Origin of the sequence: Achromobacter seleniivolatilans (assembly GCF_030864005.1) — a bacterium.
Taxonomy (GTDB): Bacteria; Pseudomonadota; Gammaproteobacteria; order Burkholderiales; family Burkholderiaceae_B; genus Achromobacter; species Achromobacter seleniivolatilans.
On the sequence record NZ_CP132976.1, the window covers coordinates 4923625 to 4947552 of the forward strand.

Consider the following 23928-nt stretch of genomic DNA (forward strand, 5'->3'; position numbering starts at 1 on the left):
CCATCATGAAAGCTGTGTTTCGCAGTCCGTACCGTCAGACGAAAAAAAGCCCCTTGCGGGGCTTTTTGCGTTGACTGGCGTCAGCGTCAGATGTGCGTGATGAACTTCGTCACGAGGTAGCCATCGAACGTTTCCAGGCCGCCTTCGCTGCCGATGCCGCTGTCCTTGATGCCGCCAAACGGCGTTTCGGCCAGCGCGCTGCCAAAGTGGTTGATGTTGACCATGCCGGCTTCCAAACCATTGGACACCTTGGTGGCCGTCTTCAGCGAGTTCGTGAACACGTAGGACGACAGGCCGAAGGGCAGGCTGTTGGCGCGGGTCAGCACTTCGTCGGTGTCCTTGAAGCGGACGACGGGCGCGACAGGGCCGAAGGGTTCTTCGGTCATCAGCATGGAGTTGTCAGGCAGATCGGTCACGACCGTGGGGGCGAAGAAAAAGCCCTTGCGATCCAGCGGTCCGCCGCCAACCACGACTTTGCCGCCGTGCTTCTTGGCGTCATCGATGAAGGCGCTCATGGCGGGCACGCGGCGCTCGTGAGCCAGCGGGCCCATGTCGGTGCCGGCTTCCAGGCCGTCGCCGACCTTGATGTTCTTCAGCACGTCGGAGAAGCGGGCCAGGAACTGTTCGTAGGCGCCTTCCTGTACGTAGAAGCGGGTGGGCGACACGCAGACCTGACCGGCGTTGCGCACCTTGAACTTGGCCAGCATTTCTGCGGCGCGATCGATGTCGGCATCGTCGAACACCAATACGGGCGAGTGGCCGCCCAGTTCCATGGTGACGCGCTTCATGTGGGCGCCGGCCAACGCGGCCAGTTGCTTGCCCACAGGCACGGAGCCCGTGAACGAGACCTTGCGCACGATCGGCGAACGGATCAGGTAGTCGGAGATCTTGGCGGGTTCGCCCCAGACGATGTTCAGGCAGCCCTTGGGCAGGCCGGCATCGTGGAACATGCGGGCGATGGCCATGACGGCGCTGGGAGAATCTTCTGGACCCTTCAACACCACCGTGCAACCGGCGCCGAGCGCGGCGGCGATTTTACGGATGGCCTGGTTGTACGGGAAGTTCCACGGCGTGAACGCGGCGCAGACGCCAATGGGTTCACGGACGACAAACTGGCGCACGTCCGGGTTGCGCGGGGGAACCACGCGGCCGTAGATGCGGCGGCATTCCTCGGCGTGCCAATCAGCATGCTCGGCGCAGGAGGTGACTTCGCCCACGGCTTCGGCCAGCGGCTTGCCCTGGTCCAGCGTCATGTTGCGGCCGATCTCTTTGGCGCGTTCACGCGACAGCGTTGCCACCTTGCGCAGAATGGCCGAACGATCCATGGGAGAAGATTTCTTCCATGATTCGAACGCGCGCTGGGCGGCGGCTAGCGCGCGATCCAGATCCGCTTCGGTGGCGTGGGGCAGCTGGCCGAGCACTTCCAGCGTGGCCGGGTTGATGACGTCCTGGGTGCGCCTGCCCTCTCCGGCGACGAATTCGCCGTCGATATACAGCGCCAACTGTTCATACATGCCTGTCTTTCCTTGCGAAATAGGAGTGGGTAGCGACCGCGTGTCGCCCACGCCAGTCTAAACCAGCTTGCGCGCGGCGGGGAGGTCCAATCCAAGTACCAGACTAGGAGCCAATCCGGGGGGCCACGCTTGCATGTGCGGACAGGGATAGCCAGAATGGGGCATCTTTGGCCGCCACCTGATCCTATTGTGCAACCCGTCGATGCGCGTCCTGTTGGCAAGTCCAGTATCTATTCCCGCGTACTGTTCCGTTTTATTGACTGGTTGCGCCACCGGATCGCGGCGGCGTCGCTCGTCGGCGACCGGCCCATCTTCCAGAATGGTCAGTTCTCTTGGATTCCCGTCCTGGAGGCCCGGACGCCGGCCATTCGCGCGGAGTTAATGGACTTATTGTCCGAGCGCGATCGCCTTCCGGCCTTTCACGAGATTTCGCCTGATGTCGGCATGATCACGTCCGATGACCAATGGAAGACTTTTCTCTTCATGGGCTACGGCCTGCAATCGGACCGCAACCTGGCGCGGTGTCCCGCAACGGCCCAGGCGCTGAAAGACATTCCCGGCATCCGCAGCGCGTTCTTTTCGATCCTGGAACCTGGCAAACGTATTCCTTTGCACACCGGGCCATACAACGGCGTGTTGCGCCTGCATCTGGGCCTGGTCGTGCCCGAGCCCGCCGACCAATGCTGGATCGAAGTCGGGGGCGAGCGGTATAGCTGGCGGGAAGGGCGCGCCGTGGTGTTCGACGACTTGTACCCCCATCAAGTGCACAACGACACCACGGGCCTGCGCGCAGTGTTATTTGTGGATTTTGAACGTCCCTGCCGCGCTCCGGTAAAATGGTTGAATCGCCTGGTGCTCAGGGCGGCTCCGTTCACGGACGAAATCCGTCGCGGCAAGGCCAACCACGATGCCTGGGAGAAGGGTTACTACCGCCAAAAATAGGGGGCAGATAACCCGGCCAGATGCCTTATCATAGGCAAGCGTGGTCTTTTGTGCGGCATTCCAACAAAGTGCTTGCGCTCAAAAGTTAACCACGCTAGAATGATCAGCTTTCCCAGATTGTCAATTCACTTAAGCCCTCTGTGGGGCAAATGCCTAGGGTAAAACCCACGGGTAAATGGTCACAGGTAAATTTAAGTGAATCGTGTTGGGGGAATACCCGCAGGATTTCAACCCAGGGTCGTTGCGTTGCCAACCAGTTGCAGGGATAGAACAAAAAGCCAGTGCGCTTTCTGTTTAACCCCCAGTGACACTAAAGCAGGGCGGCAGACCTGACGGGACCAAAACTGGCAGGAATTGCAGTGTTCCCTTAGTGGGGAAAACCGTATTTCCAGTTAAGTTGGAACAGGAAAAATCATGATCCAAATGCAGACCACGCTGGACGTGGCCGATAACACTGGTGCGCGTCATGTCATGTGCATTAAGGTGCTCGGTGGCTCCAAGCGCCGTTATGCCGGTATCGGCGACATCATCAAAGTGACTGTCAAAGATGCGGCTCCGCGCGGACGCGTCAAGAAAGGCGAAATTTACAATGCCGTGGTGGTTCGTACCGCCAAGGGCGTGCGCCGTAAAGACGGTTCGCTGATTCGTTTCGGTGGCAATGCCGCCGTGTTGCTCAACGCCAAGCTGGAGCCCATCGGCACCCGCATCTTCGGACCCGTTACGCGTGAACTGCGTACCGAGAAGTTCATGAAGATCGTGTCGTTGGCCCCGGAAGTGCTGTAAGGAGCCCTACGATGAACAATATTCGTAAAGGCGACGAAGTCATCGTCCTGACCGGTCGCGACAAGAAGCGTCGCGGTACCGTGCTGGCGCGCGTTGATGCCGACCACGTTCTGGTCGAAGGCGTCAACATCGTCAAAAAGCACGTCAAAGCAAACCCGATGGCTAACAACCCGGGCGGGATTGTCGAAAAGACCATGCCGATCCACGTTTCGAACGTGGCGCTCTTTAACCCCGCAACCGGTCGTGGCGACCGCGTGGGCGTTCAAGAAGTCGAAGGTCGCAAGGTCCGCGTGTTCCGTTCCAATGGTGCCGTTGTCGGCGCCAAGGCGTAAGGAGCGATAGACATGTCCCGTTTGCAAGATTTCTACAAGAGCAAGGTCGCTGTCGACCTGCAGGCCAAGTTTGGCTACAAGAGCGTCATGGAAGTGCCGCGCATCACCAAGATCACCCTGAACATGGGTGTCTCGGAAGCCGTGTCCGATAAGAAAGTTATCGAACACGCGGTGTCGGACCTGACCAAGATCGCTGGCCAAAAGCCTGTCGTGACGAAGACCAAGAAGGCTATCGCCGGTTTCAAGATCCGCGAAAACTACCCGATTGGTTGCATGGTCACGTTGCGTGGTCAACGTATGTACGAATTCCTGGATCGCCTCGTTGCGGTTGCGCTGCCTCGCGTGCGCGACTTCCGTGGTATCTCGGGTCGTGCGTTCGACGGCCGCGGCAACTACAACATCGGGGTGAAAGAGCAAATCATTTTCCCCGAAATCGAGTACGACAAGATCGACGCGCTGCGTGGGCTGAACATCAGCATCACCACCTCCGCGAAGACCGACGAAGAAGCCAAGGCGCTGTTGACGGCCTTCAGCTTCCCGTTCCGTAACTAAGGGGCTGATGACGTGGCAAAACTTTCCCTCATCAATCGCGACATCAAGCGCGCCAAGCTGGCTGACAAGTTCGCTGCAAAGCGCGCTGAGTTGAAGTCGATCATCGACGATCAGTCGAAGACCGACGAAGATCGTTACCAAGCTCGGCTCAAGCTGCAACAGCTGCCGCGCAATGCCAATCCGACGCGCCAACGTAACCGTTGCGTGGTCACCGGTCGTCCGCGCGGTGTGTTCCGCAAGTTCGGCCTGACGCGTCACAAACTGCGTGAAATGGCGATGAAGGGCGAAATCCCCGGCATCACCAAGGCCAGCTGGTAGGAGATACATTATGAGCATGAGCGATCCCATCGCCGATATGCTGACCCGCATTCGCAATGCGCAGCAAGTGGACAAAGTTACGGTGAGCATGCCCTCCTCGAAGCTGAAGGCGGCAATTGCCGCTGTGCTGAAAGACGAAGGCTACATCGACAGCTTTGAAATCAAGGGCACCCAGGCTAAGCCTGAGCTCGAGATCACCCTGAAGTACTACGCTGGCCGTCCGGTTATCGAGCGCATCGAACGCGTTTCGCGCCCCGGTCTGCGTATCTACAAGGGCCGTACCAGCATTCCTCAAGTCATGAATGGCTTGGGTGTGGCTATCGTTTCGACCTCGCGCGGCGTCATGACCGACCGTAAGGCCCGTGCAAACGGCGTCGGCGGCGAAGTCCTGTGCTACGTGGCCTAAGGAGAAATTCGAATGTCACGTATCGCTAAGTATCCGGTCGAACTGCCGAAGGGTGTCGAAGCTGACATCAAGCAGGATCAGATCACTGTCAAGGGCCCGTTGGGCACCTTGACCCAAGCCCTGACTGGCGACGTTACCGTTGCGCTGGACGAAGGCAAACTCACGTTTGTCGCCGCCAACGAAACGCGTCACGCCAACGCCATGTCGGGTACCGTGCGCGCACTGGTGGCCAATATGGTCATCGGCGTGAGCAAGGGCTTCGAGCGCAAGCTGAACCTGGTCGGCGTGGGTTACCGCGCATCGATTCAAGGCGACGCCGTTAAGCTGCAGCTCGGTTTCTCGCACGACGTTTTGCATCAGTTGCCGGCCGGTATCAAGGCCGAATGCCCCACCCAGACGGAAATCGTCATCAAGGGCTCCAACAAGCAAGTCGTCGGTCAGATGGCCGCTGAAATCCGCGCGTATCGCGAACCCGAACCCTACAAGGGCAAGGGTGTGCGTTACTCGGACGAACGCGTCGTCATCAAAGAAACCAAGAAGAAATAACGGCGCACGCAAGGACGAATCATGGACAAAAAAGTTTCCCGTTTGCGTCGTGCGGTTCCGACCCGCCGGAAGATCAACGAGTTGCGCGTTCACCGCCTCTCGGTTTTCCGCTCGAACCAGCACATCTACGCCAACATCATTTCGCCGGAAGGCGATCGCGTTCTGGTCAGCGCATCGACGGTGGAAGCCGAAGTGCGTGCCCAACTGGCCGGTCAAACCGGTCAGGGCGGCAACGCTGCCGCAGCTTCGCTGGTCGGCAAGCGCGTGGCCGAAAAGGCCAAGGCTGCCGGTATCGAACTGGTCGCTTTCGATCGCTCGGGCTTTCGTTACCATGGCCGCGTGAAAGCGCTGGCCGATGCCGCGCGTGAAGCCGGCCTGAAGTTCTAAGCGAGGATCTGTCAAATGGCTAAAGTACAAGGCAAGAACGCCGCGGAAAAAGAGAACGATGACGGCCTCCGCGAAAAGATGATCGCGGTCAACCGCGTGAGCAAAGTGGTCAAGGGTGGTCGCACCATGAGCTTTGCCGCGCTGACCGTGGTTGGCGATGGCGATGGTCGCGTCGGCATGGGTAAGGGCAAGGCGCGTGAAGTGCCGGTGTCCGTTCAGAAGGCAATGGAACAGGCCCGTCGCGGCATGTTCAAGGTTGCACTGAAGAACGGCACGCTGCACCACACTGTGGTCGGCAAGCATGGCGCCGCTACCGTGCTGATCTCCCCGGCAGCTGAAGGTACTGGCGTTATCGCCGGCGGCCCGATGCGCGCTATTTTCGAAGTGATGGGTGTGCGTAACGTGGTTGCCAAGAGCCTTGGCTCGAGCAACCCCTACAACATGGTTCGCGCCACGTTGAATGGCTTGCGCGCTTCCCTGACCCCGGCTGATGTTGCTGCCAAGCGCGGCAAGTCGGTCGAAGAAATCCTGGGATAAATCATGGCTCAGAAGCAGATCAAAGTGACCCTCGTGCGCTCGGTGATCGGTACCAAGCAATCGCACCGTGATACGGTTCGCGGTTTGGGCTTGGGCCGCATCAACAGCAGCCGCGTGTTGGTCGATACGCCCGAGGTGCGTGGGATGATCCGTAAGGTGGATTATCTCGTTTCCGTCTCGGAAGCCTAAGGAATCACCATGTCGGATATGCAACTTAATTCGCTGAAGCCCGCTGAGGGCAGCAAGCACGCCAAGCGCCGCGTAGGCCGTGGTATCGGTTCGGGTCTGGGTAAAACCGCCGGCCGTGGCCACAAGGGTCAGAAGTCGCGCTCGGGCGGTTTCCATAAGGTTGGCTTCGAAGGCGGTCAAATGCCGCTGCAGCGTCGTCTGCCCAAGCGTGGTTTTACCCCGCTCGGTCAGCACCTGTACGCCGAAGTTCGTCTGTCGGACCTGCAAGCCCTGCCCATCGACGAAGTCGACGTGCAAGTGCTGAAGGCGGCTGGCGTGATTGGCCAGGCGGTTCGTTACGCCAAGGTCATCAAGTCGGGTGAACTCTCGCGCAAGGTAGTGCTGAAAGGCATTACCGCGACGGTCGGCGCTCGCGCCGCCATCGAAGCCGCGGGCGGCTCGCTTGCTTGATCTAGAGGTGACGAGTGGCTAACGCGCAGGCATTGGGCAAAACCGGAGCACGGTACGGTGATTTAAAGCGCCGTCTTGTGTTCCTGGTGCTCGCTCTGGTGGTTTACCGTTTGGGTACACACATCCCCGTACCGGGTATTAATCCGGATGCGCTGGCGGACTTGTTCCGTCAGAACCAGGGCGGGATCCTGGGCCTGTTCAACATGTTCTCGGGTGGGGCGCTCTCGCGTTTCTCGATTTTTGCCCTGGGGATCATGCCGTACATTTCGGCATCCATCATCATGCAGTTGATGTCGGTGGTGGTGCCGTCGCTGGAAGCGCTCAAGAAAGAGGGCGAATCCGGTCGTCGGAAGATTACCCAATACACTCGCTACGGCACGGTTGTGCTGGCGCTTGTGCAAGCAGTGGGCATTTCGGTAGCGTTGGAGTCCCAACAGGGACTGGTGATCGATCCGGGTATGCTGTTTCGCTTCACGACCGTTGTGACTTTGGTCACTGGCACCATGTTCGTCATGTGGCTGGGTGAGCAAATCACGGAACGCGGTCTGGGCAACGGGATTTCCATCCTGATCTTCGCAGGTATCGTGGCGGGTTTGCCCGCGGCGCTGGCTGCACTGTTGGACCTGGTACGCACCAACGCAATGTCTGTGCTTTCGGCACTGTTCATTGTGGCTCTGGTGGTGTTGGTTACCGCTTTTGTGGTGTTCGTGGAACGCGGACAGCGCAAGATCACGGTGAACTACGCCAAGCGTCAGGTCGGCAATAAGGTCTACGGTGGTCAAAGCTCGCATTTGCCGCTGAAGCTGAACATGGCTGGGGTGATTCCGCCGATCTTTGCATCGTCGATCATTCTGTTCCCGGCCACGATCACGAGCTGGTTCTCCAGTAGTGAGAACATGCGCTGGCTTAGCGATTTGGCTGCGGCCCTGTCGCCTCGTCAACCGCTCTACATCACGCTGTATTCAGTCGCGATTATTTTCTTCTGCTTTTTCTACACGGCTCTGGTGTTCAACAGCCGCGAAACGGCGGACAACCTGAAGAAGAGTGGTGCGTTTGTTCCGGGCATCCGTCCGGGCGAGCAAACCGCGCGCTACATCGATAAGATCCTGATGCGTTTGACGCTCGCAGGTGCCATCTACATAACGTTGGTGTGCCTGTTGCCGGAATTCTTGGTGATGCGCTGGAATGTCCCCTTCTACTTCGGTGGTACGTCTCTGTTGATCATTGTGGTGGTGACGATGGATTTCATGGCGCAGGTTCAGGCCTACATGATGTCGCACCAATACGACTCGTTGCTCAAGAAGGCCAACTTCAAGGGCGCGGGTTTGCCGATGCGGTAAGCAAAAGATGTCCAAGGACGACGTCATTCAGATGCAAGGCGAGGTTCTTGAGAACCTCCCGAACGCGACATTTCGCGTCAAGCTCGAAAACGGCCACGTGGTGTTGGGCCATATTTCCGGCAAGATGCGTATGCATTACATCCGGATCCTGCCGGGTGACAAGGTCACAGTGGAGCTCACGCCCTATGATCTGACGCGAGCCAGGATAGTTTTCCGCTCGAAATGAGCGGAACCGGATTACGGAAAATTAGGAGTCAACCATGAAAGTAATGGCATCGGTTAAGCGGATTTGCCGCAACTGCAAAGTTATCAAACGTCACGGCGTGGTGCGTGTTATCTGCACCGACCCGCGTCACAAGCAGCGTCAAGGCTAACTCGGGTTAGCGACTACGCAACAGATTTATTCAAGGAATAGTCATGGCCCGTATTGCTGGCATTAACATCCCGCCGCAACAGCACGCCGAGATCGGACTGACCGCCATTTTTGGCATTGGTCGTACGCGCGCTCGCAAAATCTGCGAAGCGGCAAACGTACCCTTTGACAAAAAGGTCAAGGATCTGAACGACGCTGAATTGGAACGCGTCCGCGAACATGTTGGTTTGTTCACGGTTGAAGGCGACCTGCGTCGTGAAGTACAGCTCTCGATCAAGCGTTTGATCGACCTGGGAACCTACCGCGGTATGCGTCACAAGCGCGGTTTGCCCGTGCGCGGCCAGCGCACTCGCACCAACGCCCGGACCCGTAAAGGCCCGCGTCGTGCTGCTGCGTCCCTGAAGAAATAATCGAGGAACTGGATTATGGCGAAAGCTTCCACCAGCGGCGCTTCGCGCGTGCGCAAAAAGGTTAAGAAGAACGTCTCGGACGGCATCGCGCACGTTCACGCTTCGTTCAACAACACCATCATCACCATCACTGACCGTCAGGGCAACGCATTGTCGTGGGCCACTTCGGGCGGTGCTGGTTTCAAGGGTTCGCGTAAGTCGACCCCGTTCGCCGCGCAGGTCGCTGCTGAAACGGCTGGCCGTGTCGCTCTCGAGTACGGCATCAAGACGTTGGAAGTGCGTATCAAGGGCCCCGGCCCCGGTCGCGAATCGTCGGTCCGCGCTCTGAACGCGCTGGGCATCAAGATTTCGTCCATCGCTGACATCACGCCTGTTCCGCATAACGGCTGCCGTCCGCCGAAGCGTCGTCGTATCTAAAGGGAATCCACATGGCACGTTATATTGGACCCAAATGCAAGCTCTCGCGCCGCGAGGGTACTGACCTGTTCCTGAAGAGCGCCCGTCGCTCGCTGGATTCCAAGTGCAAACTGGATTCCAAGCCTGGCCAACACGGCCGCACTTCGGGTGCCCGCACTTCCGACTACGGCCTGCAGCTGCGCGAAAAGCAAAAGCTGAAGCGCATGTACGGCGTGCTGGAAAAGCAATTCCGCAAGTACTTCGCTGAAGCAGAGCGTCGCCGTGGCAACACCGGCGAAACCCTGATCCAGCTGCTGGAATCGCGTCTGGACAACGTCGTCTACCGCATGGGCTTCGGCTCGACGCGCGCCGAAGCTCGCCAGCTGGTGAGCCACCGCGCCATCGAACTGAACGGCCACACGGCTGACATCGCTTCGATGCTGGTCAAGGCTGGCGACGTTATCTCGATCCGCGAAAAGGCCAAGACTCAAGGCCGTATCAAAGAAGCGCTCGACCTGGCCACCAGCATCGGCATCCCCCAATGGGTGGAAGTCGACGCGACCAAGTTGACCGGTACGTTCAAGTCGGCCCCCGATCGTGCTGATGTCGCTCGCGACATCAACGAATCGATGGTCGTGGAACTGTACTCGCGTTAATCAAGCCTGCCGGCGCCTCTTTCGAGAGGCATGCCGGCTTGCTGGTTTCGCGACTCGTTTGCACGTCTCGCAGCAGCCCGCTTTTCACCTTTTGGTGGAGCGGGCTTTGCGGTAAGTATCGGCCAACGTTTTTCGCGTTGTCCGAGTTTCAAGTTTCACCCTGTCCATCAGCCTTATCGGTGTAACGAGCCGAGGGTATTGAAAAGGAACACAGTAAATGTCCACTCAAGGTTTCCTGAAGCCGCGCTCCATTGAAGTCGAACCGGTCGGCACGCACCATGCCAAGATCGTGATGGAGCCGTTCGAGCGTGGCTACGGTCATACGCTGGGCAACGCCCTGCGCCGCATCCTGCTGTCTTCGATGACCGGCTACGCGCCGACCGAAGTCCAGATGACGGGCGTGGTGCACGAATACTCGACCATCCCGGGCGTTCGCGAAGATGTCGTCGACATCCTGCTGAACCTGAAGGGCGTGGTCTTCAAGCTGCACAATCGCGACGAAGTGACCCTGGTTCTGCGCAAGACCGGCGCGGGCACCGTGCTGGCCAGCGACATTGAGCTGCCGCATGACGTCGAGATCATCAACCCCGGCCACACCATCTGCAACCTGACGGATGCAGGCAAGCTGGAAATGCAGATCAAGGTTGAAAAGGGCCGCGGCTACGTGCCGGGCAACGTGCGCGCGCTGTCGGAAGACCGCACCCACACCATCGGCCGCATCGTTCTGGACGCTTCGTTCAGCCCGGTCCGCCGCGTGAGCTACGCGGTTGAAAGCGCCCGTGTGGAACAGCGTACCGACCTGGATAAGCTGGTTCTGGACATCGAAACCAACGGCGTGATCTCGCCCGAGGAAGCGGTGCGCCAATCGGCTCGCATCCTGATGGATCAAATCTCGGTTTTCGCTGCTCTGGAAGGCGCTGGCGATTCGTACGAAGCTCCGGTCCGCGGCACGCCGCAGATCGATCCGGTGCTGTTGCGCCCGGTCGACGACCTGGAACTGACCGTGCGTTCGGCCAACTGCCTGAAGGCCGAAAACATCTACTACATCGGCGACCTGATTCAGCGTACCGAAAACGAGCTGCTCAAGACCCCGAACCTGGGTCGCAAGTCGCTCAACGAGATCAAGGAAGTTCTGGCTGCACGTGGCTTGACGCTCGGCATGAAGCTCGAGAACTGGCCGCCCCTGGGCCTGGAACGTCCCTAAGTCTTAAAAGGGTGCCGCCCTGGATTTCCGGGGCGTTTCCCGCAGTGCCCGGCTTGTTCGCCGGGCAGTTTGCGAAATCGTCATAAAATGCACCGTTTTTTACCGGACCGCGGCCTGATTGCAGGTTGATAGAAGAGCCGGACAACCCGATGGCGGAAACGCTGTCACTAGATTCAAAGGAAACTTATCATGCGTCACGGTCATGGCTTGCGTAAGCTCAACCGCACCAGCAGTCACCGTCTTGCCATGTTTCGCAACATGGCTGTTTCGTTGATCACCCACGAAGCAATCAAGACCACGCTGCCGAAGGCGAAAGAATTGCGCCGCGTCATCGAACCCCTGATCACGCTGGGCAAAGAACCCACGCTGGCGAACAAGCGTCTGGCTTTTGCCCGTCTGCGCGATCGCGATGCGGTGGTCAAGCTGTTTGCCGAAATCGGCCCGCGCTACGCGGCCCGTAACGGCGGCTACACCCGCGTGCTGAAGATGGGCTTCCGTCAAGGCGACAACGCTCCCATGGCTTTCATGGAACTCGTTGACCGTCCGGAAGTTGATGAAGCCGCTGCGGACAGCGCTGAGTAATTCTCAGTAGCTCGATAAGCGACAAGGGCGGGTCTTCGGACCCGCCCTTGTTTTATTTGCGCGCCGCAAAGCGCGCGAACGCATGGGCAGGATTGCCGCGACTACCCGTTATCAGGTTGCGTGCAGCGCGCTACGCAGCGCCTCTGCCGTTTGCGCAAGCACCTCTTGCGGCGGTTGCGGCGGCATTTTGAAGGTCAGGTTTTGTTGTTCGATGTACTGCGTGGACGTGACGTCCTGCGTGTGGTGCATGGGGATGACATGCGCGTGAGCGTGGGCGACGTGAATGCCAGTGAAAGCGAAACCGACGCGCTCCACGCCGTACAGCGCCTTCATGTGGCGGCCGAGTTTTTGCCCCAGGTTCAGGATGTTGCCCGCCAGATCGGCCGGCATGTCTTCGTAATAGGGATAGTGCTGCTTCGGAATGATGAGGGTGTGGCCGGGGCGCACCGGCTGGATATCCAGGAAAGCCAGCAGGCGCTCGTCCTCGTGGATGATGTGCGCGGGGATCTCCCGGCGCGCGATGCGGCAGAACAGACAGTTATCAGTCATGCGGGCCTCGGTGAATACGGGTGGCATGGCGGCGAGTTCAGTCCCGGCGAATCCGGCTGGCTGCCGCAATACCGATAAAATACCCCGAGTTACATCTCACACGGGTATCCCAAGGAGGTTCCATGTTGCGCGATGACGACGTCGTGCTGGTCATCAGCAATGCCCCCGACCTGTTGCTCGCCAAGCGGATCGCCCATGTGCTGGTCGAAGACGGGCTGGCGGCGTGCGTGAACCTTGGCGCGCCGGGCCTGTCCATCTACATGTGGAACGGAGAGGTCGAAGGGGCGGAAGAGATTCCCCTCCAGATAAAAACCACCTACGCGCGCCACCAGGCTGTAGTGCAGGCCCTGGCGCAGATGCATCCCTATGATGTGCCCGAAATCATCGTGCTGCCGGTCATTGGCGGCGCCGCGCCCTATCTGGACTGGGTGCGTGCACAAACGGCCATCACGCAGAACAAGAGAGACTGATGTTGCAACTTGCCGGTTTCGTCGGCGCGCCAAGGCGCACCCATCCCGCTACTCGCGCGGCTTACGCGGTTCTCAGGCAGTGCCTGGCCATGCTGGCAATGGTGCTGCTGATGGTTGGGTGGCAGGCAGCGGCGCATGCCGAAGCCGAGTTTCTGGAGCCTGAGAAAGCATTTGTCTTCAGCGCTCAGATGACGGCGCCCGACACCCTGGAGTTGCGCTACCGCGTCGCGCCTGGCTACTACATGTACCGCGAGCGCTTTGGCATTACGATCAGCCCGGCAGGCGCGACGACCTTGGGCGAGGCGGTCTATCCAAAGGGCGAGGTCAAATATGACCCGACGTTTGAGAAAGACATGGAGGTCTTTCACAAAGATGTGGCGATTCGCGTCCCGGTGGGCTCGGGCGTCCAGCCCTTTACGCTGACGCTGACTGGCCAGGGTTGCGCTGACGCGGGGCTTTGTTATCCCCCGATGGACAGCAGCGTCAAGTTGACGCCGGTGGCCGGAGGTTATGCGCTGGCGGGCGCCGGTGCGGTGCTGGCATCAGCAGGCGCGGCGTCTCCAAGCGGCTTGGGCGCGCTGGTCAATGCTGGCGACACCAGCCTGGCCGACGCCCTGGGCGGCCTGGGTTGGGCCAAGACGGCAGGCGTTTTCCTGGTGCTGGGCCTGTTGCTGGCCTTTACGCCCTGCGTGCTGCCGATGATTCCGATTCTGTCTTCGATTGTGTTGGGCGGCGTGGCGCAGCCCCGCCCGACGCGTGGACGCGGATTGGCGCTGGCAGCCACCTATGTGTTGGGTATGTCGGTGGTCTACACCGCGCTGGGTGTGGCTGCGGGCTTGAGCGGCGCGGGTCTGGCGGCCTGGCTGCAAACGCCTTGGATTCTGACCCTTTTCGCGATCTTGCTGACCGTGCTGGCACTCGCGATGTTCGATGCTTTCACGTTTCAGATGCCTTCGGGTATCCAGGCCAAGCTGGCCGAACGCTCTTCTCGCGTGCCGGGCGGGCGCTACACCGGCGCATTGGTGATGGGCGCGTTGTCGGCGTTGATCGTCGGGCCTTGCGTGGCAGCGCCGCTGGCGGGCGCACTGCTGTATATATCGCAAACGGGCGACGTATTCCTGGGCGGGTCGGCGCTGTTCGCGATGGCCTGGGGCATGGGTGTGCCGTTGCTGATTGTGGGCGCGTCTTCGGGCGCGCTGCTGCCCAAAGCGGGCCCCTGGATGGACGGGGTCAAGCGTCTGTTCGGCATGCTGTTGCTGGCGACGGCCTGGTGGATGCTGATCCCCGTGGTGCCGACTTGGGTACAAATGACGGGGTGGGCATTCCTGGCAGTGGTGTCTGCCGTGATGCTGAGGGCCTTTGACGCCCTGCCAGCGGGCGCAGGCGCGGCTCGAATGTTCGGCAAGGGCTTGGGCTTGCTCTTGGCGTTGGCGGCCGCTGCGTGGCTTGTGGGCGCAGCCAGTGGCGGGCGTGATGTATTGCAACCCCTGTCGCATTTGGCTGCCCGCGCTGGGGCGCCAGCTGGTACGGCTAGCGCGAGCGGCGAAGTTCACTTCACCCGCGTGCGCAACAACGCCGAACTGGACGCGCTGCTGGCGCAGAGCCGCCAGCCGGTGATGCTGGATTTCTATGCGGACTGGTGTGTGTCGTGCCGCGAGATGGAGCGCTTCACGTTCAGTGATCCGGGTGTGGCGCAACGTATGGCGGGCATGGTGCTGGTGCAGGCGGATGTGACGGCCAACAATGCTGACGATCGCGCGCTGTTAAAGCGGTTCCGTCTGTTTGGCCCGCCGGGCATCATGTTCTTCGAACCCGGAGGCAAGGAGCTGCCGGATGCCCGCGTGGTGGGTTTCCAGGACGCCAAGCGCTTTACGGAATCACTGGATCGCGTGCTGGTGCGTTAAGCGCGCCCGGGATACCATGGCTGCGGCGCCGCGTGGGTGGCGCAATCCACCTCCATCAGGCCAGCGCCGTGACGTCCCCAACAGTTGATGCAAGCGAGGACCAGCACGGTCTTATCTATCTTCAATTGATGTTCGTCATGGCCACTTGGGGCCTGAACATCGTCTCCATCAAGTATCTGACGCAGCACATGGACATCCAGGCGCTGGCTGCCGTGCGGATCGTGGTTGCGTTCATTACCGTCACGCTCATCATCAAGGCGCGGCGCGGCCGCATTCCCAAGCTGGGGCGCGTCGAGCTCGGCTGGGTGGCGCTGGCGGGCTTCTTGGTGGTCTATGCGCACCAGGTGGCGCTGGTCTCGGGGCTGCGGTTTTCGTCGGCAGCCAACGGCACGCTGATCATGGCGACCAGCCCCTTGCTGTCGGCCCTGCTTGCCGCCATTTTCTATCGCGAAAAACTCACGTTGGTCCGGATCTCAGGCGCGTTGCTGGGGCTCCTTGGCGTGGGCATGGTAGTTGCCGGCAGCGGCGCGCAATTTGGCTTGACCGGCTGGGGTGACGCGGTGGTCTTTGTGGCGGTGCTGGTGTTCGTGTTCGGCGGACTGGTCATTCAGCGCATGTCGCGAATGATGGATCCGTTGGGGATGCTCTGGTACATGTACCTGGCCGGCGGATTGATGCTGGTGGTGCATGCCGCCATTACGCCGTCGTCGTATCAGACCGATACTTGGCAGATGACGTGGTGGCCGTGGCTGGTCTTGCTGTTTTCAGCCGTGATTGCGTCCGGCGTCAGCAATATAGTCTGGAATGCTGGCATCGCACGTTTGGGCATCAGCCGTGCAGCGTTGTTTGTGAATTGGCTGCCCATTTTCGGGCTGCTTTTCGCGTCGCTGTTCTTGGACGAGCAGGTCACGTTGACGCACATCGTAGGCCTGGCCTGCGTGTTGGGCGGAACCTGGTTGGGACTGCGCCGCAGCGACCCGCGTCAGCGCTTTCGCTGAAACGTTGCGTACCGGCCCAAGAGGCCCGGCACGCAACGCTTTGCGTGATTAGCGCTGGGCTTTCAGCAGCTTCGCGGCTTCGATCGCGAAGTACGTCAGGATGCCGTCTGCGCCAGCGCGCTTGAACGCAAGCAACGCTTCCATCATGACCTTGTCGTGGTCGAGCCAACCATTGGCCGACGCGGCTTTGATCATCGCGTATTCACCGCTGACCTGGTAGGCAAACGTTGGCACGCGGAAGGTGTCCTTGACCCGGCGCAGCACGTCCAGATAGGGCATGCCGGGCTTGACCATGACCATATCGGCGCCTTCCTGCAAATCGGCGGCGACTTCACGCAGCGCTTCATCGAGGTTGCCCGGGTCCATCTGGTAAGCCATTTTGTTGGACTTGCCCAAGTTGGTGGCCGAGCCTACGGCGTCGCGGAACGGGCCGTAAAACGCGCTGGCATATTTGGCGGAGTACGCCATGATCTGCGTGTGGATATGGCCGTTGGCTTCCAGCGCGCGGCGCACGGCGCCAATGCGGCCGTCCATCATGTCGCTGGGCGCCACCATGTCCACGCCGGCTGCTGCTTGCGTCAGCGCCTGCTTGACCAGGATTTCGACGGTGATCTCGTTGATCACATAGCCGTTGTCGTCGATAACGCCGTCCTGGCCGTGGCTGGTGTAGGGGTCCAGCGCGACATCACACAGGATGCCAAGTTCAGGGAACCGCTTCTTCAGTTCGCCGACCACGCGCGGGATCAGGCCATTGGGATTCGTGGCTTCGATGCCGTCCGGCGTTTTCAACGACGGGTCGATAACGGGGAACAACGCCAATACGGGAATGCCCAGTTCGACGCACTGTTGTGCCACCGGCAGCAGCGTATCCAGCGAATAGCGGACCACGCCGGGCAGCGAGGGCACGGCTTGCTGCAAGCCAGCGCCGTCGGCGACGAAGACGGGGTAGATCAGGTCATTGACCGTCAATGCGTTTTCACGCACCAGACGGCGGGTGAAGTCGTCGCGACGCAGGCGGCGAGGGCGGGAAACCGGAAACTCAGGGGTGATGATCTGCGGGTTCATGTTTCAACCTTGGGAGAAATCCAATTTTCGATATGGGCGCCGGCTTCTTCCAGTCCGATGCGCTCGGGCGCCGAGAACGGAATGGTGTGCAGAGCGCCAATATCGGCCAGGTCTTTGCGCACGGAGAACACGGTGCGCATGCGCTGGCCATAGGGCAGCTTGTCGGCCTTGGTCAACAGAGCGAGCACTGGGCGGCCAGTGGGGGCGATGAAGTTCGCCAGGCGGCGGTCCAGTTCGGTGACGCCGCGGCGGATGTCGATGAGCAGCACGATGCCGGCCAGCGATTCACGGTCACGCAGGTAGCCGCCAAGGATGTCGGCCCATTTTTCTTTTTCGTTGCGAGCCACGGATGCGTAGCCGTAACCGGGCAAGTCGACGAGAAAACCGAGGTGGCCTTCCGGATCCAGCGGGTCGGGCAAGCCGAACATATTGATCAAGCGCGTGCGGCCCGGCGTCTTGCTTGAAAACGCAAGACGGCGCTGGTTGCAGAGCACGTTGATGGCCGTGGATTTGCCGGCGTTTGAGCGGCCGACAAAGCAGACCTCGGGAGCGCCGGCGGCCGGCAACTGGTCGAGGCGAGCTGCGGAGGTAAGGAAGGAGGCGCGATGTAGGAGGGACACGGATGGGCTTTGGATACGGTTGGTTTCGAGCCCTATTGTATAATCCGGCGTTTGCAACAGTGGTCCCCGTGCGCGGAGCCGTCTTTTTTGCTTACTGTTTAGGTTGCCGATGGCAGCTTGGCAGGCGAATTGGGCAAATGAGGTTCGATACGGTTTTCCAGGGTGTGCGGGGCAGGCGTGGGCGCCTTTTTGCGCCTTGATCGATGCGATCGTCGAGGTCTTCATGAAGCGTGTGCTGTCCCGGATGTTGGTTGCGAGCGGGCTGTTGCTCGGCGCCTCCGCCCTATCTACACCTAGTTTCGCCGCTGACGGCGCTGCGGGGCCGGCCAAGCCGGATGCCGCCAAGGGTGGCCAGCTGTTTGACCAAGGCGATGCCTCAAGAGGCATCATCGCCTGTGCGTCCTGTCATGGCGCGGCGGGCAACAGCACCATCCCGGTGAACCCTAACCTGGCCGCGCAACCCCACGAATATCTGGCCAAGCAATTGGCAGATTTCCAGATCAAGCAGGGCGCGAAGTTGCCGGTGCGCAATGGCGCTGGCGGCAATCCGACCCCAATGACCGCAATGGCGCAGAATCTGACGCCGGCCGACATGCAAAACATCGCGTTGTATCTGGCGCAGCAGCCGCTGAAAGAGCCCGCCACGGCCGGCTATGAGAAGTTGGTTGATCTGGGTCAAAAGATCTGGCGCGGCGGTTTGCCTGAGCGCAATGTTCCGGCGTGCGCGGCATGTCACTCTGCCAATGGCGCCGGAATCCCTGGCCAGTACCCGCGTTTGTCGGGGCAGTTCCCCATGTACATTGAAGAGCAGTTGAAGCTGTTCCGCAGCGGCGACCGCAAGAACGACATCATGTTCGCGATTGCGGACCGTATGTCGGATGCCGATATCAAAGCGGTGTCGGATTACGCGGCTGGCTTGCGCTAGGCATTCTGCAACGCGCGCGGCTGGTCCGCGTTTACGCAACTTGAGCGTTACGGAACCTGGTTCCGTTGCGCGCTGTCTATGAGGGGGGTAGCCGATTGCGCGGCCCCCCTTTTTTCATGAATTCGACTCGAACCCATACCCGCCCCTCTTTGCGCAGCCTGCCCGGCGACTTCTTCGAACTACTCGGTTCGATGCGTTTTGCCGTCAGCCTGCTGATGTTCATTTGCGTGGCGAGTCTGGTCGGGACGGTGTTGCAGCAGAATCGTTCGTCCAGCAACTACATCGATCAATTCGGTCCGTTCTGGTACGAGGTATTCGACAAGTTTTCGATCTGGCACGTCTACAACAGCTGGTGGTTTCTGCTGATCATGGGCTTTTTGGTCGTGTCGACCTCGGTCTGTTTGATCCGCAATGCCCCGAAGATGCTGCGAGATGCGCGATCGTTTCGCGAGCACGTGCGAGCAAGCAGCCTGCGGGCGTTTCCCCATCGCGTGGAAACCGAAGAACCCACGGATGTGCCGCAAACGGCCGCTGGCCTGAAGGCATTGCTGCAGCGCTTGGGTTATGCGGTGCGCGAACGCCACGATAACGACGGCGTGCTGCTGGCGGCCAAGAAAGGCAGCGCCAACCGCTTGGGTTATGTGTTTGCCCATGCGGCCATGGTCATCATCTGCATTGGCGGATTGCTGGACAGTGAATTGCCAGTGCGCCTGCAAGTCATGTTTGGCGGCAAGCATCCCATTGTCGAAAACATGCTGATTTCCGAAGTGCCGGAAAGCGGGCGTTTGTCTGTCGACAACCCAAGCTTTCGGGCCAGCGTGCTGGTGCCCGAAGGCGGGCAGGCCAGCACGGCTGTCGTGATGGTGGGCGATGGCGCGTTGGTGCAACCGATGCCCTTCACGTTGAAGCTGAAGAAATTCATCGTTGATTACTACTCCACGGGCATGCCCAGCCGTTTTGCCAGCGAAGTCGAAGTCACTGACCCCGACACCGGCAAAACGTTTGATTCCACGATCGAGGTCAACGAGCCGCTGCGCTTCAAGGGCATGACCGTCTATCAGTCCAGTTTTGATGACGGCGGCAGCACGGTGGTGCTGAAAGGCTACCCACTAGTAGGTTCTGGCGATGCCACGTTCGCCGTTGACGGCACAGTGGGCAAGACCAGCGAAGTGACTGCTCACACGGCCAAAGGGCCGCGCAGCATGGGCATTGAGATCACCGCCATGCGGCCTATCAATGTGGAAGACCTGACCCGCGGCGAGCCCAAGGGCGCCAACCAGAGTTTTGCCGAGCACGTCGCTTCGGTATCCGGCAGCGCGGCAGGCAAGAAAAACGAAAACCTGCGCAACGTTGGTCCCAGCGTCGAATACAAGCTGATTGACGACGCCGGTCAGGCCCACGAATTCCAGAACTACATGCTGCCCATGGAGTTGGACGGCGCCAGCGTGTTCTTGGCGGGCGTGCGCAACAGCGCCGCTGAACCCTTCCGCTACTTACGCATTCCCGCCGATGACGATAGTTCGATTGCGGAGTTCATGCGTCTGCGCGCGGTCTTGGCCGATCCGGCTGCCCGCCAGGAGGCAGCCCGCCGTTTTGCCGAGCGTAACAGCCCGTCAGGCGCAGACCGCCAGCCCTTGCAGACAGCCGCCGAGCGCGCGCTTGAGACTTTTGCAACCGGCGGCCTGCAAGCCGTGGCTGCATTTTTACAGGCCAATACGCCCGCTGCCGATCTGGAGCGCGCAGCCGATGTCGTGATCCGCCTGATCGGCGCCAGCATGAACGAATTGCGCAGCATCGCACGTGAGCGCGCAGGCTTGCCGGCCGTGCCGGTTGAAGGTGCCGAGGGTGAACGCGCGGCGGTCTGGTCGAGGTTGGCGGTGGCGGCGTTGTCCGACCTGACGGTCTATCCGGCGCCGGTTTTCCTGTCTTTGGCGGATTTCAACCATGTGCAGGCCAGCGTATTCCAGGTCAGCCGCACACCGGGAAAAAACACGGTTTATCTGGGCAGCCTCTTGCTGGTGCTGGGGGTGTTTTCGATGTTCTATATCCGGGATCGCCGCATCTGGATCTGGGTCAAGCCGCAAGGTAGCGGCAGCAGCGTCCTGGCGGCCATGACATCCCAGAAGCGTACACTCGACTTCAATCAAGAGTTTGAACGCTTCAAGCAGGCGCTGCTGCGCCAGAAGAGGTCTTAAGGTTTTTATGTCCACGACCACCACTACGCATCCCTCGCCGCCGGAATCGATGGCCGCTTCGCCGGAAACGCTCTGGCAAGACAGCCTGTCTGAAACGGGCGACAGCCGCGCCAGGCGCGGCATGCCCGATTGGACCGACGTCGTCTTTTTCCTGTTGCTGGCGGTGGGCGCGGGTTACGCGCTGACTCGGCACGGCGACGCCATGGACTACTACGAGAAGCTCATTCTCTGCGGCGCTGTACCCGCAGTGGCTTGGCTGGGCTGGTTGTGGCGCCCGTTGCGTCATTTGATGATTGCCTGTGCGATCTCGGCCGGGCTGGCGCTGATGCTGTATGGCAACGATTTGGCCCGCGCTGAACAGGTCTTCTTCCTGAAGTACCTGTTCTCTTCGCAATCCGCCATTCTGTGGATGAGCGCGTTGTTCGTGATAGCGATGATCTGCTATTGGATCGGCGTGTTCAGCCCCACGGCCGCCTGGCTGGGTACGGCGCTGACTTGGGGCGCCGTCTTCGCGGGTGTGACGGGTTTGCTGGTACGTTGGCGCGAAGGGCACTTGATGGGCCCTGATCTGGGCCATATTCCGGTCAGCAATCTGTACGAAGTGTTTGTGCTGTTTTCGCTGATCACGGCGTTGTTCTACCTGTATTACGAACGCAAGTACGCTACGCGCGCGCTGGGCGGTTTTGTGCTGCTGGTGGTGTCGTCGGCCGTGGTGTTCCTGCTTTGGTATTCATTTACACGCGACGCCGGGCAGATCCAGCCCTTGGTGCCCGCCTTGAAGAGCTGGTGGATGAAGCTGCACGTGCCAGCCAATTTCATCGGCTACGGCACGTTCTCGCTGGCGGCGATGGTGGGTTTTGCCTACCTGGTCAAGCAACACGGACAGACTACGTCGTGGGCCAAGCTGGCGCCGTTGTTCATTTTGGGCGTGCTGCTGTGCGCCGAGCCGATGGTGTTCCGCACCGATGGGCTGTCGGCCACCTGGATGCTGTATTTCGGGGTGGGTGCGGTGATTGTGGGTGCAATCCTGCTGGGGCGTCGCCGTATTGCCGAAGCTCTGCCGTCGTTGGAAGTGCTGGACGACATCATGTATCGGGCGATTGCGATCGGCTTCGCCTTCTTCACGGTCGCCACGATTTTGGGCGCGCTTTGGGCGGCGGACGCCTGGGGCGCGTACTGGCAGTGGGACCCCAAAGAGACCTGGGCGCTGATCGTGTGGCTGAACTACGCCGCCTGGCTGCATATGCGGCTGATCAAGGGCCTGCGCGGCACGATGGCCGCCTACTGGTCGCTGATGGGTCTGTTGATTACGGGCTTTGCCTTCCTGGGCGTGAACATGTTCCTGTCCGGGCTGCACTCGTACGGACAGCTGTAAGTTCGCCGCATCAACAACAAAGGCCCCTAGGGGCCTTTTTTTGTTGCTCAGGAATTCAAGGCAGAGTGGATTCGCCGCGTAGCAAATCGTCCAGCGTTTCACGCTGGCGCACCACGTAGTACTTGTCGCCATCGACCATGGCTTCGGCCGCCCGGGTGCGCGTGTTGTAGTTGCTGGCCATGGCCATGCTGTAGGCGCCGGCCGATTCCACCGCCAGCACATCGCCTTGTTCAAGGGTCAGCAGGCGCTGCCTGGCCAGCCAGTCGGCGCTTTCGCACACGGGGCCGACGATGTCGTATTCGGTGGGTTTGCCTGCACGGGGGCGCAGGGCGCGGACCCCATGAAACGCCTCGTAGAGGGCGGGACGCAGCAGGTCGTTCATGGCGGCATCGACGATGGCGAAATTGCGCGCTTCGGCGTGCTTCAGGTATTGGACCGTGGTGAGCAGCACGCCCGCGTTGCCGACCAGCGACCGGCCCGGTTCCAGCACCAGTTGCAGATGGCCCTGACCACGGGCGTTCAGGCGTTCAAACACACGATCCAGCAGCGCCTTGGGCGACGGGGGCGTTTCATCCGTGTAGCGGATGCCCAGACCTCCGCCAAGGTCCAGATGCTTGATCCTGATGCCGGTCTGATCCAGTTTTTCGATCAGGTCCAGCAGCTTTTCCAGGGCGTCGAAATAGGGGGTGATATCGGTAAGTTGGGAGCCGATGTGGCAATCCACTCCCACGATATCCAGCCCCGGAAGCGATTGCGCCACGCGATAGGCGTCCAGCGCCGATTCGATGGCGATACCGAATTTGTTTTCTTTCAGGCCCGTAGAGATATACGGATGGGTCTGCGCATCTACATCCGGGTTAACGCGTAGCGATACCGGCGCGCGCACGCCCAGGTCCAGAGCCACCTCCGACAATCGGTGCAGTTCGGCTTCGGATTCGACGTTGAAGCACTTCACTTGGGCCGCGAGCGCGTCGCGCATTTCCCAGGCTTGCTTGCCGACGCCAGAAAATACGATCTTGGATGAATCTGCGCCCGCCGCAAGCGCGCGCTTGAGTTCGCCGCCAGACACGATATCGAAGCCAGCGCCCAAGCGTGCGAATTCCTTCAGCACGGCCAGGGTGGAATTGGCCTTCATGCCATAGCAAACCAGGACGGGACGTTGCCCGATGGCGCTACGGTAGGTTTCCCAGGCTGCCTTGAGTGCCGCGCGTGAGTACACGTAGAGCGGCGTTCCCAGTTGACCGGCCAGATGGTCCAAGGGCACGTCTTCCGCGTACAGCACATTGTTGCGATACTGGAAGTACGGCTGGCCAGCCAGCTCGGGCAGCGCAGGGAAAGGGGCGGTCATGGCAGTGACTGGACCGGCGGAATGGGGGGCGGCACGTTTTTCTGCGGACCCGACGGCGGCTTGCCATCAGGCGTCGGCATATACAAAGGCCCTTTGTACCCGCAGGCGGTAACCATGCCGGAGGCCAAGAGCGTGGCTACAATGCGGAAAGCCATGCGGCTGAATGCCAATTGGAACACTGGGAACTCCGTAATTCTTGCAGGCTCGATTATGACCGAAACCGAATTTCTTGCGTTGATCGACCAGGTGCTGGATAGCATCGAAAGCCAGGCCGATGACTGGGCGGCTTCGCTCGACGTCGATGTTGAAACCAGCCGCAGCGGTAATGTGTTGACGATGGTATTTGAAGACAATACCCACGTCGTGGTGAACAGCCAGGCCGTTATGCAGGAACTGTGGGTTGCTGCGCGTAGCGGCGGCTTTCACTACCGTTACGATGGCCAACATTGGAACGATACCCGAGGCGGTCCTCAATTACCGGATGCGCTGTCGCAAATTTGTTCCGCTGCTGCCGGTGTCCCTGTGACGCTCAAACTGTAAACACGGCGGCAGACAAAAGAAG

General features: G+C 60.3%; 32 protein-coding genes. 26 read left to right on the top strand and 6 right to left on the bottom strand.

Annotated elements, in window-relative coordinates; genetic code table 11:
- Positions 1 to 86 precede the first annotated feature (86 nt).
- Positions 87 to 1514, bottom strand: coding sequence for an NAD-dependent succinate-semialdehyde dehydrogenase (locus tag RAS12_RS22185; protein WP_306941365.1), 1428 nt, complete (start codon positions 1512 to 1514; stop codon positions 87 to 89).
- 156 nt (positions 1515 to 1670) lie between these two features.
- Here RAS12_RS22185 and RAS12_RS22190 point away from each other — a divergent pair, with 156 nt between their 5' ends.
- From RAS12_RS22190 to rplQ, 19 genes are all read left to right on the top strand, one after another.
- Entirely contained in the window at positions 1671 to 2456 is a 786-nt protein-coding gene (locus tag RAS12_RS22190) for an aspartyl/asparaginyl beta-hydroxylase domain-containing protein (protein WP_306941366.1), read from the top strand.
- A 414-nt stretch (positions 2457 to 2870) separates the two neighbouring features.
- Positions 2871 to 3239: a 50S ribosomal protein L14 gene (rplN, locus tag RAS12_RS22195; RefSeq protein WP_306941368.1), complete on the top strand. Its 369-nt coding sequence runs from the start codon at positions 2871 to 2873 to the stop codon at positions 3237 to 3239.
- An 11-nt stretch (positions 3240 to 3250) separates the two neighbouring features.
- A complete protein-coding gene (gene rplX / locus RAS12_RS22200) occupies positions 3251 to 3571 on the top strand; it encodes a 50S ribosomal protein L24 (protein WP_306941370.1) in 321 nt (106 codons plus the stop codon).
- Positions 3572 to 3583: 12 nt separating this feature from the next.
- Complete coding sequence (gene rplE / locus RAS12_RS22205) at positions 3584 to 4123, top strand: 50S ribosomal protein L5 (protein ID WP_306941372.1); 540 nt, start codon at positions 3584 to 3586, stop codon at positions 4121 to 4123.
- Between the two features lie 12 nt (positions 4124 to 4135).
- Positions 4136 to 4441 (top strand): 30S ribosomal protein S14, encoded by a 306-nt coding sequence (gene rpsN / locus RAS12_RS22210; protein WP_306941375.1) that lies wholly within the window; start codon positions 4136 to 4138, stop codon positions 4439 to 4441.
- Between the two features lie 10 nt (positions 4442 to 4451).
- Positions 4452 to 4847, top strand: a complete 396-nt coding sequence (rpsH, locus tag RAS12_RS22215; protein ID WP_006216525.1) for a 30S ribosomal protein S8 — start codon at positions 4452 to 4454, stop codon at positions 4845 to 4847.
- A gap of 12 nt (positions 4848 to 4859) precedes the next feature.
- Positions 4860 to 5393 carry a 50S ribosomal protein L6 gene (gene rplF / locus RAS12_RS22220; RefSeq protein ID WP_306941390.1) on the top strand — a complete coding sequence of 178 codons (534 nt, stop codon included), beginning with the start codon at positions 4860 to 4862 and terminating at the stop codon, positions 5391 to 5393.
- A gap of 21 nt (positions 5394 to 5414) precedes the next feature.
- Positions 5415 to 5780 (top strand): 50S ribosomal protein L18, encoded by a 366-nt coding sequence (rplR, locus tag RAS12_RS22225; RefSeq protein WP_306941391.1) that lies wholly within the window; start codon positions 5415 to 5417, stop codon positions 5778 to 5780.
- A gap of 15 nt (positions 5781 to 5795) precedes the next feature.
- The gene (gene rpsE, locus RAS12_RS22230; protein WP_006216521.1) at positions 5796 to 6317 is read left to right on the top strand and encodes a 30S ribosomal protein S5; all 522 of its coding nucleotides are present in this window, start codon (positions 5796 to 5798) and stop codon (positions 6315 to 6317) included.
- A 3-nt stretch (positions 6318 to 6320) separates the two neighbouring features.
- Positions 6321 to 6506 carry a 50S ribosomal protein L30 gene (rpmD, locus tag RAS12_RS22235; protein WP_006216520.1) on the top strand — a complete coding sequence of 62 codons (186 nt, stop codon included), beginning with the start codon at positions 6321 to 6323 and terminating at the stop codon, positions 6504 to 6506.
- A 9-nt stretch (positions 6507 to 6515) separates the two neighbouring features.
- Positions 6516 to 6956, top strand: coding sequence for a 50S ribosomal protein L15 (gene rplO / locus RAS12_RS22240; protein WP_042884491.1), 441 nt, complete (start codon positions 6516 to 6518; stop codon positions 6954 to 6956).
- Between the two features lie 14 nt (positions 6957 to 6970).
- Positions 6971 to 8296 (top strand): preprotein translocase subunit SecY, encoded by a 1326-nt coding sequence (gene secY / locus RAS12_RS22245; protein ID WP_039882533.1) that lies wholly within the window; start codon positions 6971 to 6973, stop codon positions 8294 to 8296.
- A 7-nt stretch (positions 8297 to 8303) separates the two neighbouring features.
- Complete coding sequence (gene infA / locus RAS12_RS22250) at positions 8304 to 8522, top strand: translation initiation factor IF-1 (protein ID WP_003806927.1); 219 nt, start codon at positions 8304 to 8306, stop codon at positions 8520 to 8522.
- Between the two features lie 34 nt (positions 8523 to 8556).
- Positions 8557 to 8670 carry a 50S ribosomal protein L36 gene (gene rpmJ / locus RAS12_RS22255; RefSeq protein ID WP_003806928.1) on the top strand — a complete coding sequence of 38 codons (114 nt, stop codon included), beginning with the start codon at positions 8557 to 8559 and terminating at the stop codon, positions 8668 to 8670.
- A gap of 43 nt (positions 8671 to 8713) precedes the next feature.
- On the top strand, positions 8714 to 9079 hold the full coding sequence (rpsM, locus tag RAS12_RS22260) for a 30S ribosomal protein S13 (RefSeq protein WP_006216517.1): 366 nt from the start codon (positions 8714 to 8716) through the stop codon (positions 9077 to 9079).
- A 15-nt stretch (positions 9080 to 9094) separates the two neighbouring features.
- Entirely contained in the window at positions 9095 to 9496 is a 402-nt protein-coding gene (gene rpsK / locus RAS12_RS22265) for a 30S ribosomal protein S11 (protein ID WP_006216516.1), read from the top strand.
- An 11-nt stretch (positions 9497 to 9507) separates the two neighbouring features.
- Complete coding sequence (rpsD, locus tag RAS12_RS22270; RefSeq protein WP_306941479.1) at positions 9508 to 10131, top strand: 30S ribosomal protein S4; 624 nt, start codon at positions 9508 to 9510, stop codon at positions 10129 to 10131.
- 217 nt (positions 10132 to 10348) lie between these two features.
- On the top strand, positions 10349 to 11335 hold the full coding sequence (locus RAS12_RS22275; RefSeq protein WP_169270117.1) for a DNA-directed RNA polymerase subunit alpha: 987 nt from the start codon (positions 10349 to 10351) through the stop codon (positions 11333 to 11335).
- 189 nt (positions 11336 to 11524) lie between these two features.
- Complete coding sequence (gene rplQ, locus RAS12_RS22280) at positions 11525 to 11917, top strand: 50S ribosomal protein L17 (RefSeq protein ID WP_306941482.1); 393 nt, start codon at positions 11525 to 11527, stop codon at positions 11915 to 11917.
- A 111-nt stretch (positions 11918 to 12028) separates the two neighbouring features.
- Here the strand turns inward: rplQ and RAS12_RS22285 are convergent, their stop codons facing one another.
- Positions 12029 to 12466 carry an HIT family protein gene (locus RAS12_RS22285; protein WP_306941484.1) on the bottom strand — a complete coding sequence of 146 codons (438 nt, stop codon included), beginning with the start codon at positions 12464 to 12466 and terminating at the stop codon, positions 12029 to 12031.
- 122 nt (positions 12467 to 12588) lie between these two features.
- On the opposite strand from RAS12_RS22285, the gene cutA reads away from it, so the two are divergent.
- From cutA to RAS12_RS22300, 3 genes are all read left to right on the top strand, one after another.
- A complete protein-coding gene (cutA, locus tag RAS12_RS22290) occupies positions 12589 to 12936 on the top strand; it encodes a divalent-cation tolerance protein CutA (RefSeq protein ID WP_306941486.1) in 348 nt (115 codons plus the stop codon).
- Positions 12937 to 13025: 89 nt separating this feature from the next.
- A complete protein-coding gene (gene dsbD, locus RAS12_RS22295) occupies positions 13026 to 14840 on the top strand; it encodes a protein-disulfide reductase DsbD (RefSeq protein WP_306951564.1) in 1815 nt (604 codons plus the stop codon).
- Between the two features lie 128 nt (positions 14841 to 14968).
- On the top strand, positions 14969 to 15838 hold the full coding sequence (locus RAS12_RS22300) for a DMT family transporter (RefSeq protein WP_306951565.1): 870 nt from the start codon (positions 14969 to 14971) through the stop codon (positions 15836 to 15838).
- Between the two features lie 48 nt (positions 15839 to 15886).
- Here the strand turns inward: RAS12_RS22300 and hemB are convergent, their stop codons facing one another.
- Both hemB and yihA read right to left on the bottom strand, forming a co-directional pair.
- On the bottom strand, positions 15887 to 16903 hold the full coding sequence (hemB, locus tag RAS12_RS22305; RefSeq protein WP_306941488.1) for a porphobilinogen synthase: 1017 nt from the start codon (positions 16901 to 16903) through the stop codon (positions 15887 to 15889).
- The gene (gene yihA / locus RAS12_RS22310) at positions 16900 to 17523 is read right to left on the bottom strand and encodes a ribosome biogenesis GTP-binding protein YihA/YsxC (RefSeq protein ID WP_306951567.1); all 624 of its coding nucleotides are present in this window, start codon (positions 17521 to 17523) and stop codon (positions 16900 to 16902) included. Before yihA ends, hemB begins: the two co-directional genes overlap by 4 nt.
- A gap of 223 nt (positions 17524 to 17746) precedes the next feature.
- On the opposite strand from yihA, the gene RAS12_RS22315 reads away from it, so the two are divergent.
- The 3 genes from RAS12_RS22315 to ccsB all read left to right on the top strand — a co-directional run bounded on the left by RAS12_RS22315 (position 17747) and on the right by ccsB (position 22018).
- A complete protein-coding gene (locus RAS12_RS22315) occupies positions 17747 to 18448 on the top strand; it encodes a c-type cytochrome (protein ID WP_306941489.1) in 702 nt (233 codons plus the stop codon).
- A 116-nt stretch (positions 18449 to 18564) separates the two neighbouring features.
- Positions 18565 to 20643, top strand: coding sequence for a cytochrome c biogenesis protein ResB (locus tag RAS12_RS22320; RefSeq protein WP_306941491.1), 2079 nt, complete (start codon positions 18565 to 18567; stop codon positions 20641 to 20643).
- Between the two features lie 7 nt (positions 20644 to 20650).
- Positions 20651 to 22018 (top strand): c-type cytochrome biogenesis protein CcsB, encoded by a 1368-nt coding sequence (ccsB, locus tag RAS12_RS22325; protein ID WP_371321215.1) that lies wholly within the window; start codon positions 20651 to 20653, stop codon positions 22016 to 22018.
- A gap of 55 nt (positions 22019 to 22073) precedes the next feature.
- Here the strand turns inward: ccsB and lysA are convergent, their stop codons facing one another.
- Entirely contained in the window at positions 22074 to 23366 is a 1293-nt protein-coding gene (gene lysA, locus RAS12_RS22330; RefSeq protein ID WP_306941493.1) for a diaminopimelate decarboxylase, read from the bottom strand.
- The gene (lptM, locus tag RAS12_RS31080) at positions 23363 to 23626 is read right to left on the bottom strand and encodes an LPS translocon maturation chaperone LptM (RefSeq protein ID WP_371321216.1); all 264 of its coding nucleotides are present in this window, start codon (positions 23624 to 23626) and stop codon (positions 23363 to 23365) included. The genes lysA and lptM overlap by 4 nt, the downstream gene beginning before the upstream one ends.
- Between lptM and cyaY the strand changes: the two genes are divergently transcribed.
- Complete coding sequence (gene cyaY / locus RAS12_RS22335; protein WP_006216501.1) at positions 23577 to 23906, top strand: iron donor protein CyaY; 330 nt, start codon at positions 23577 to 23579, stop codon at positions 23904 to 23906. The two genes, lptM and cyaY, sit on opposite strands and share 50 nt — an antisense overlap.
- Positions 23907 to 23928: the final 22 nt, after the last annotated feature.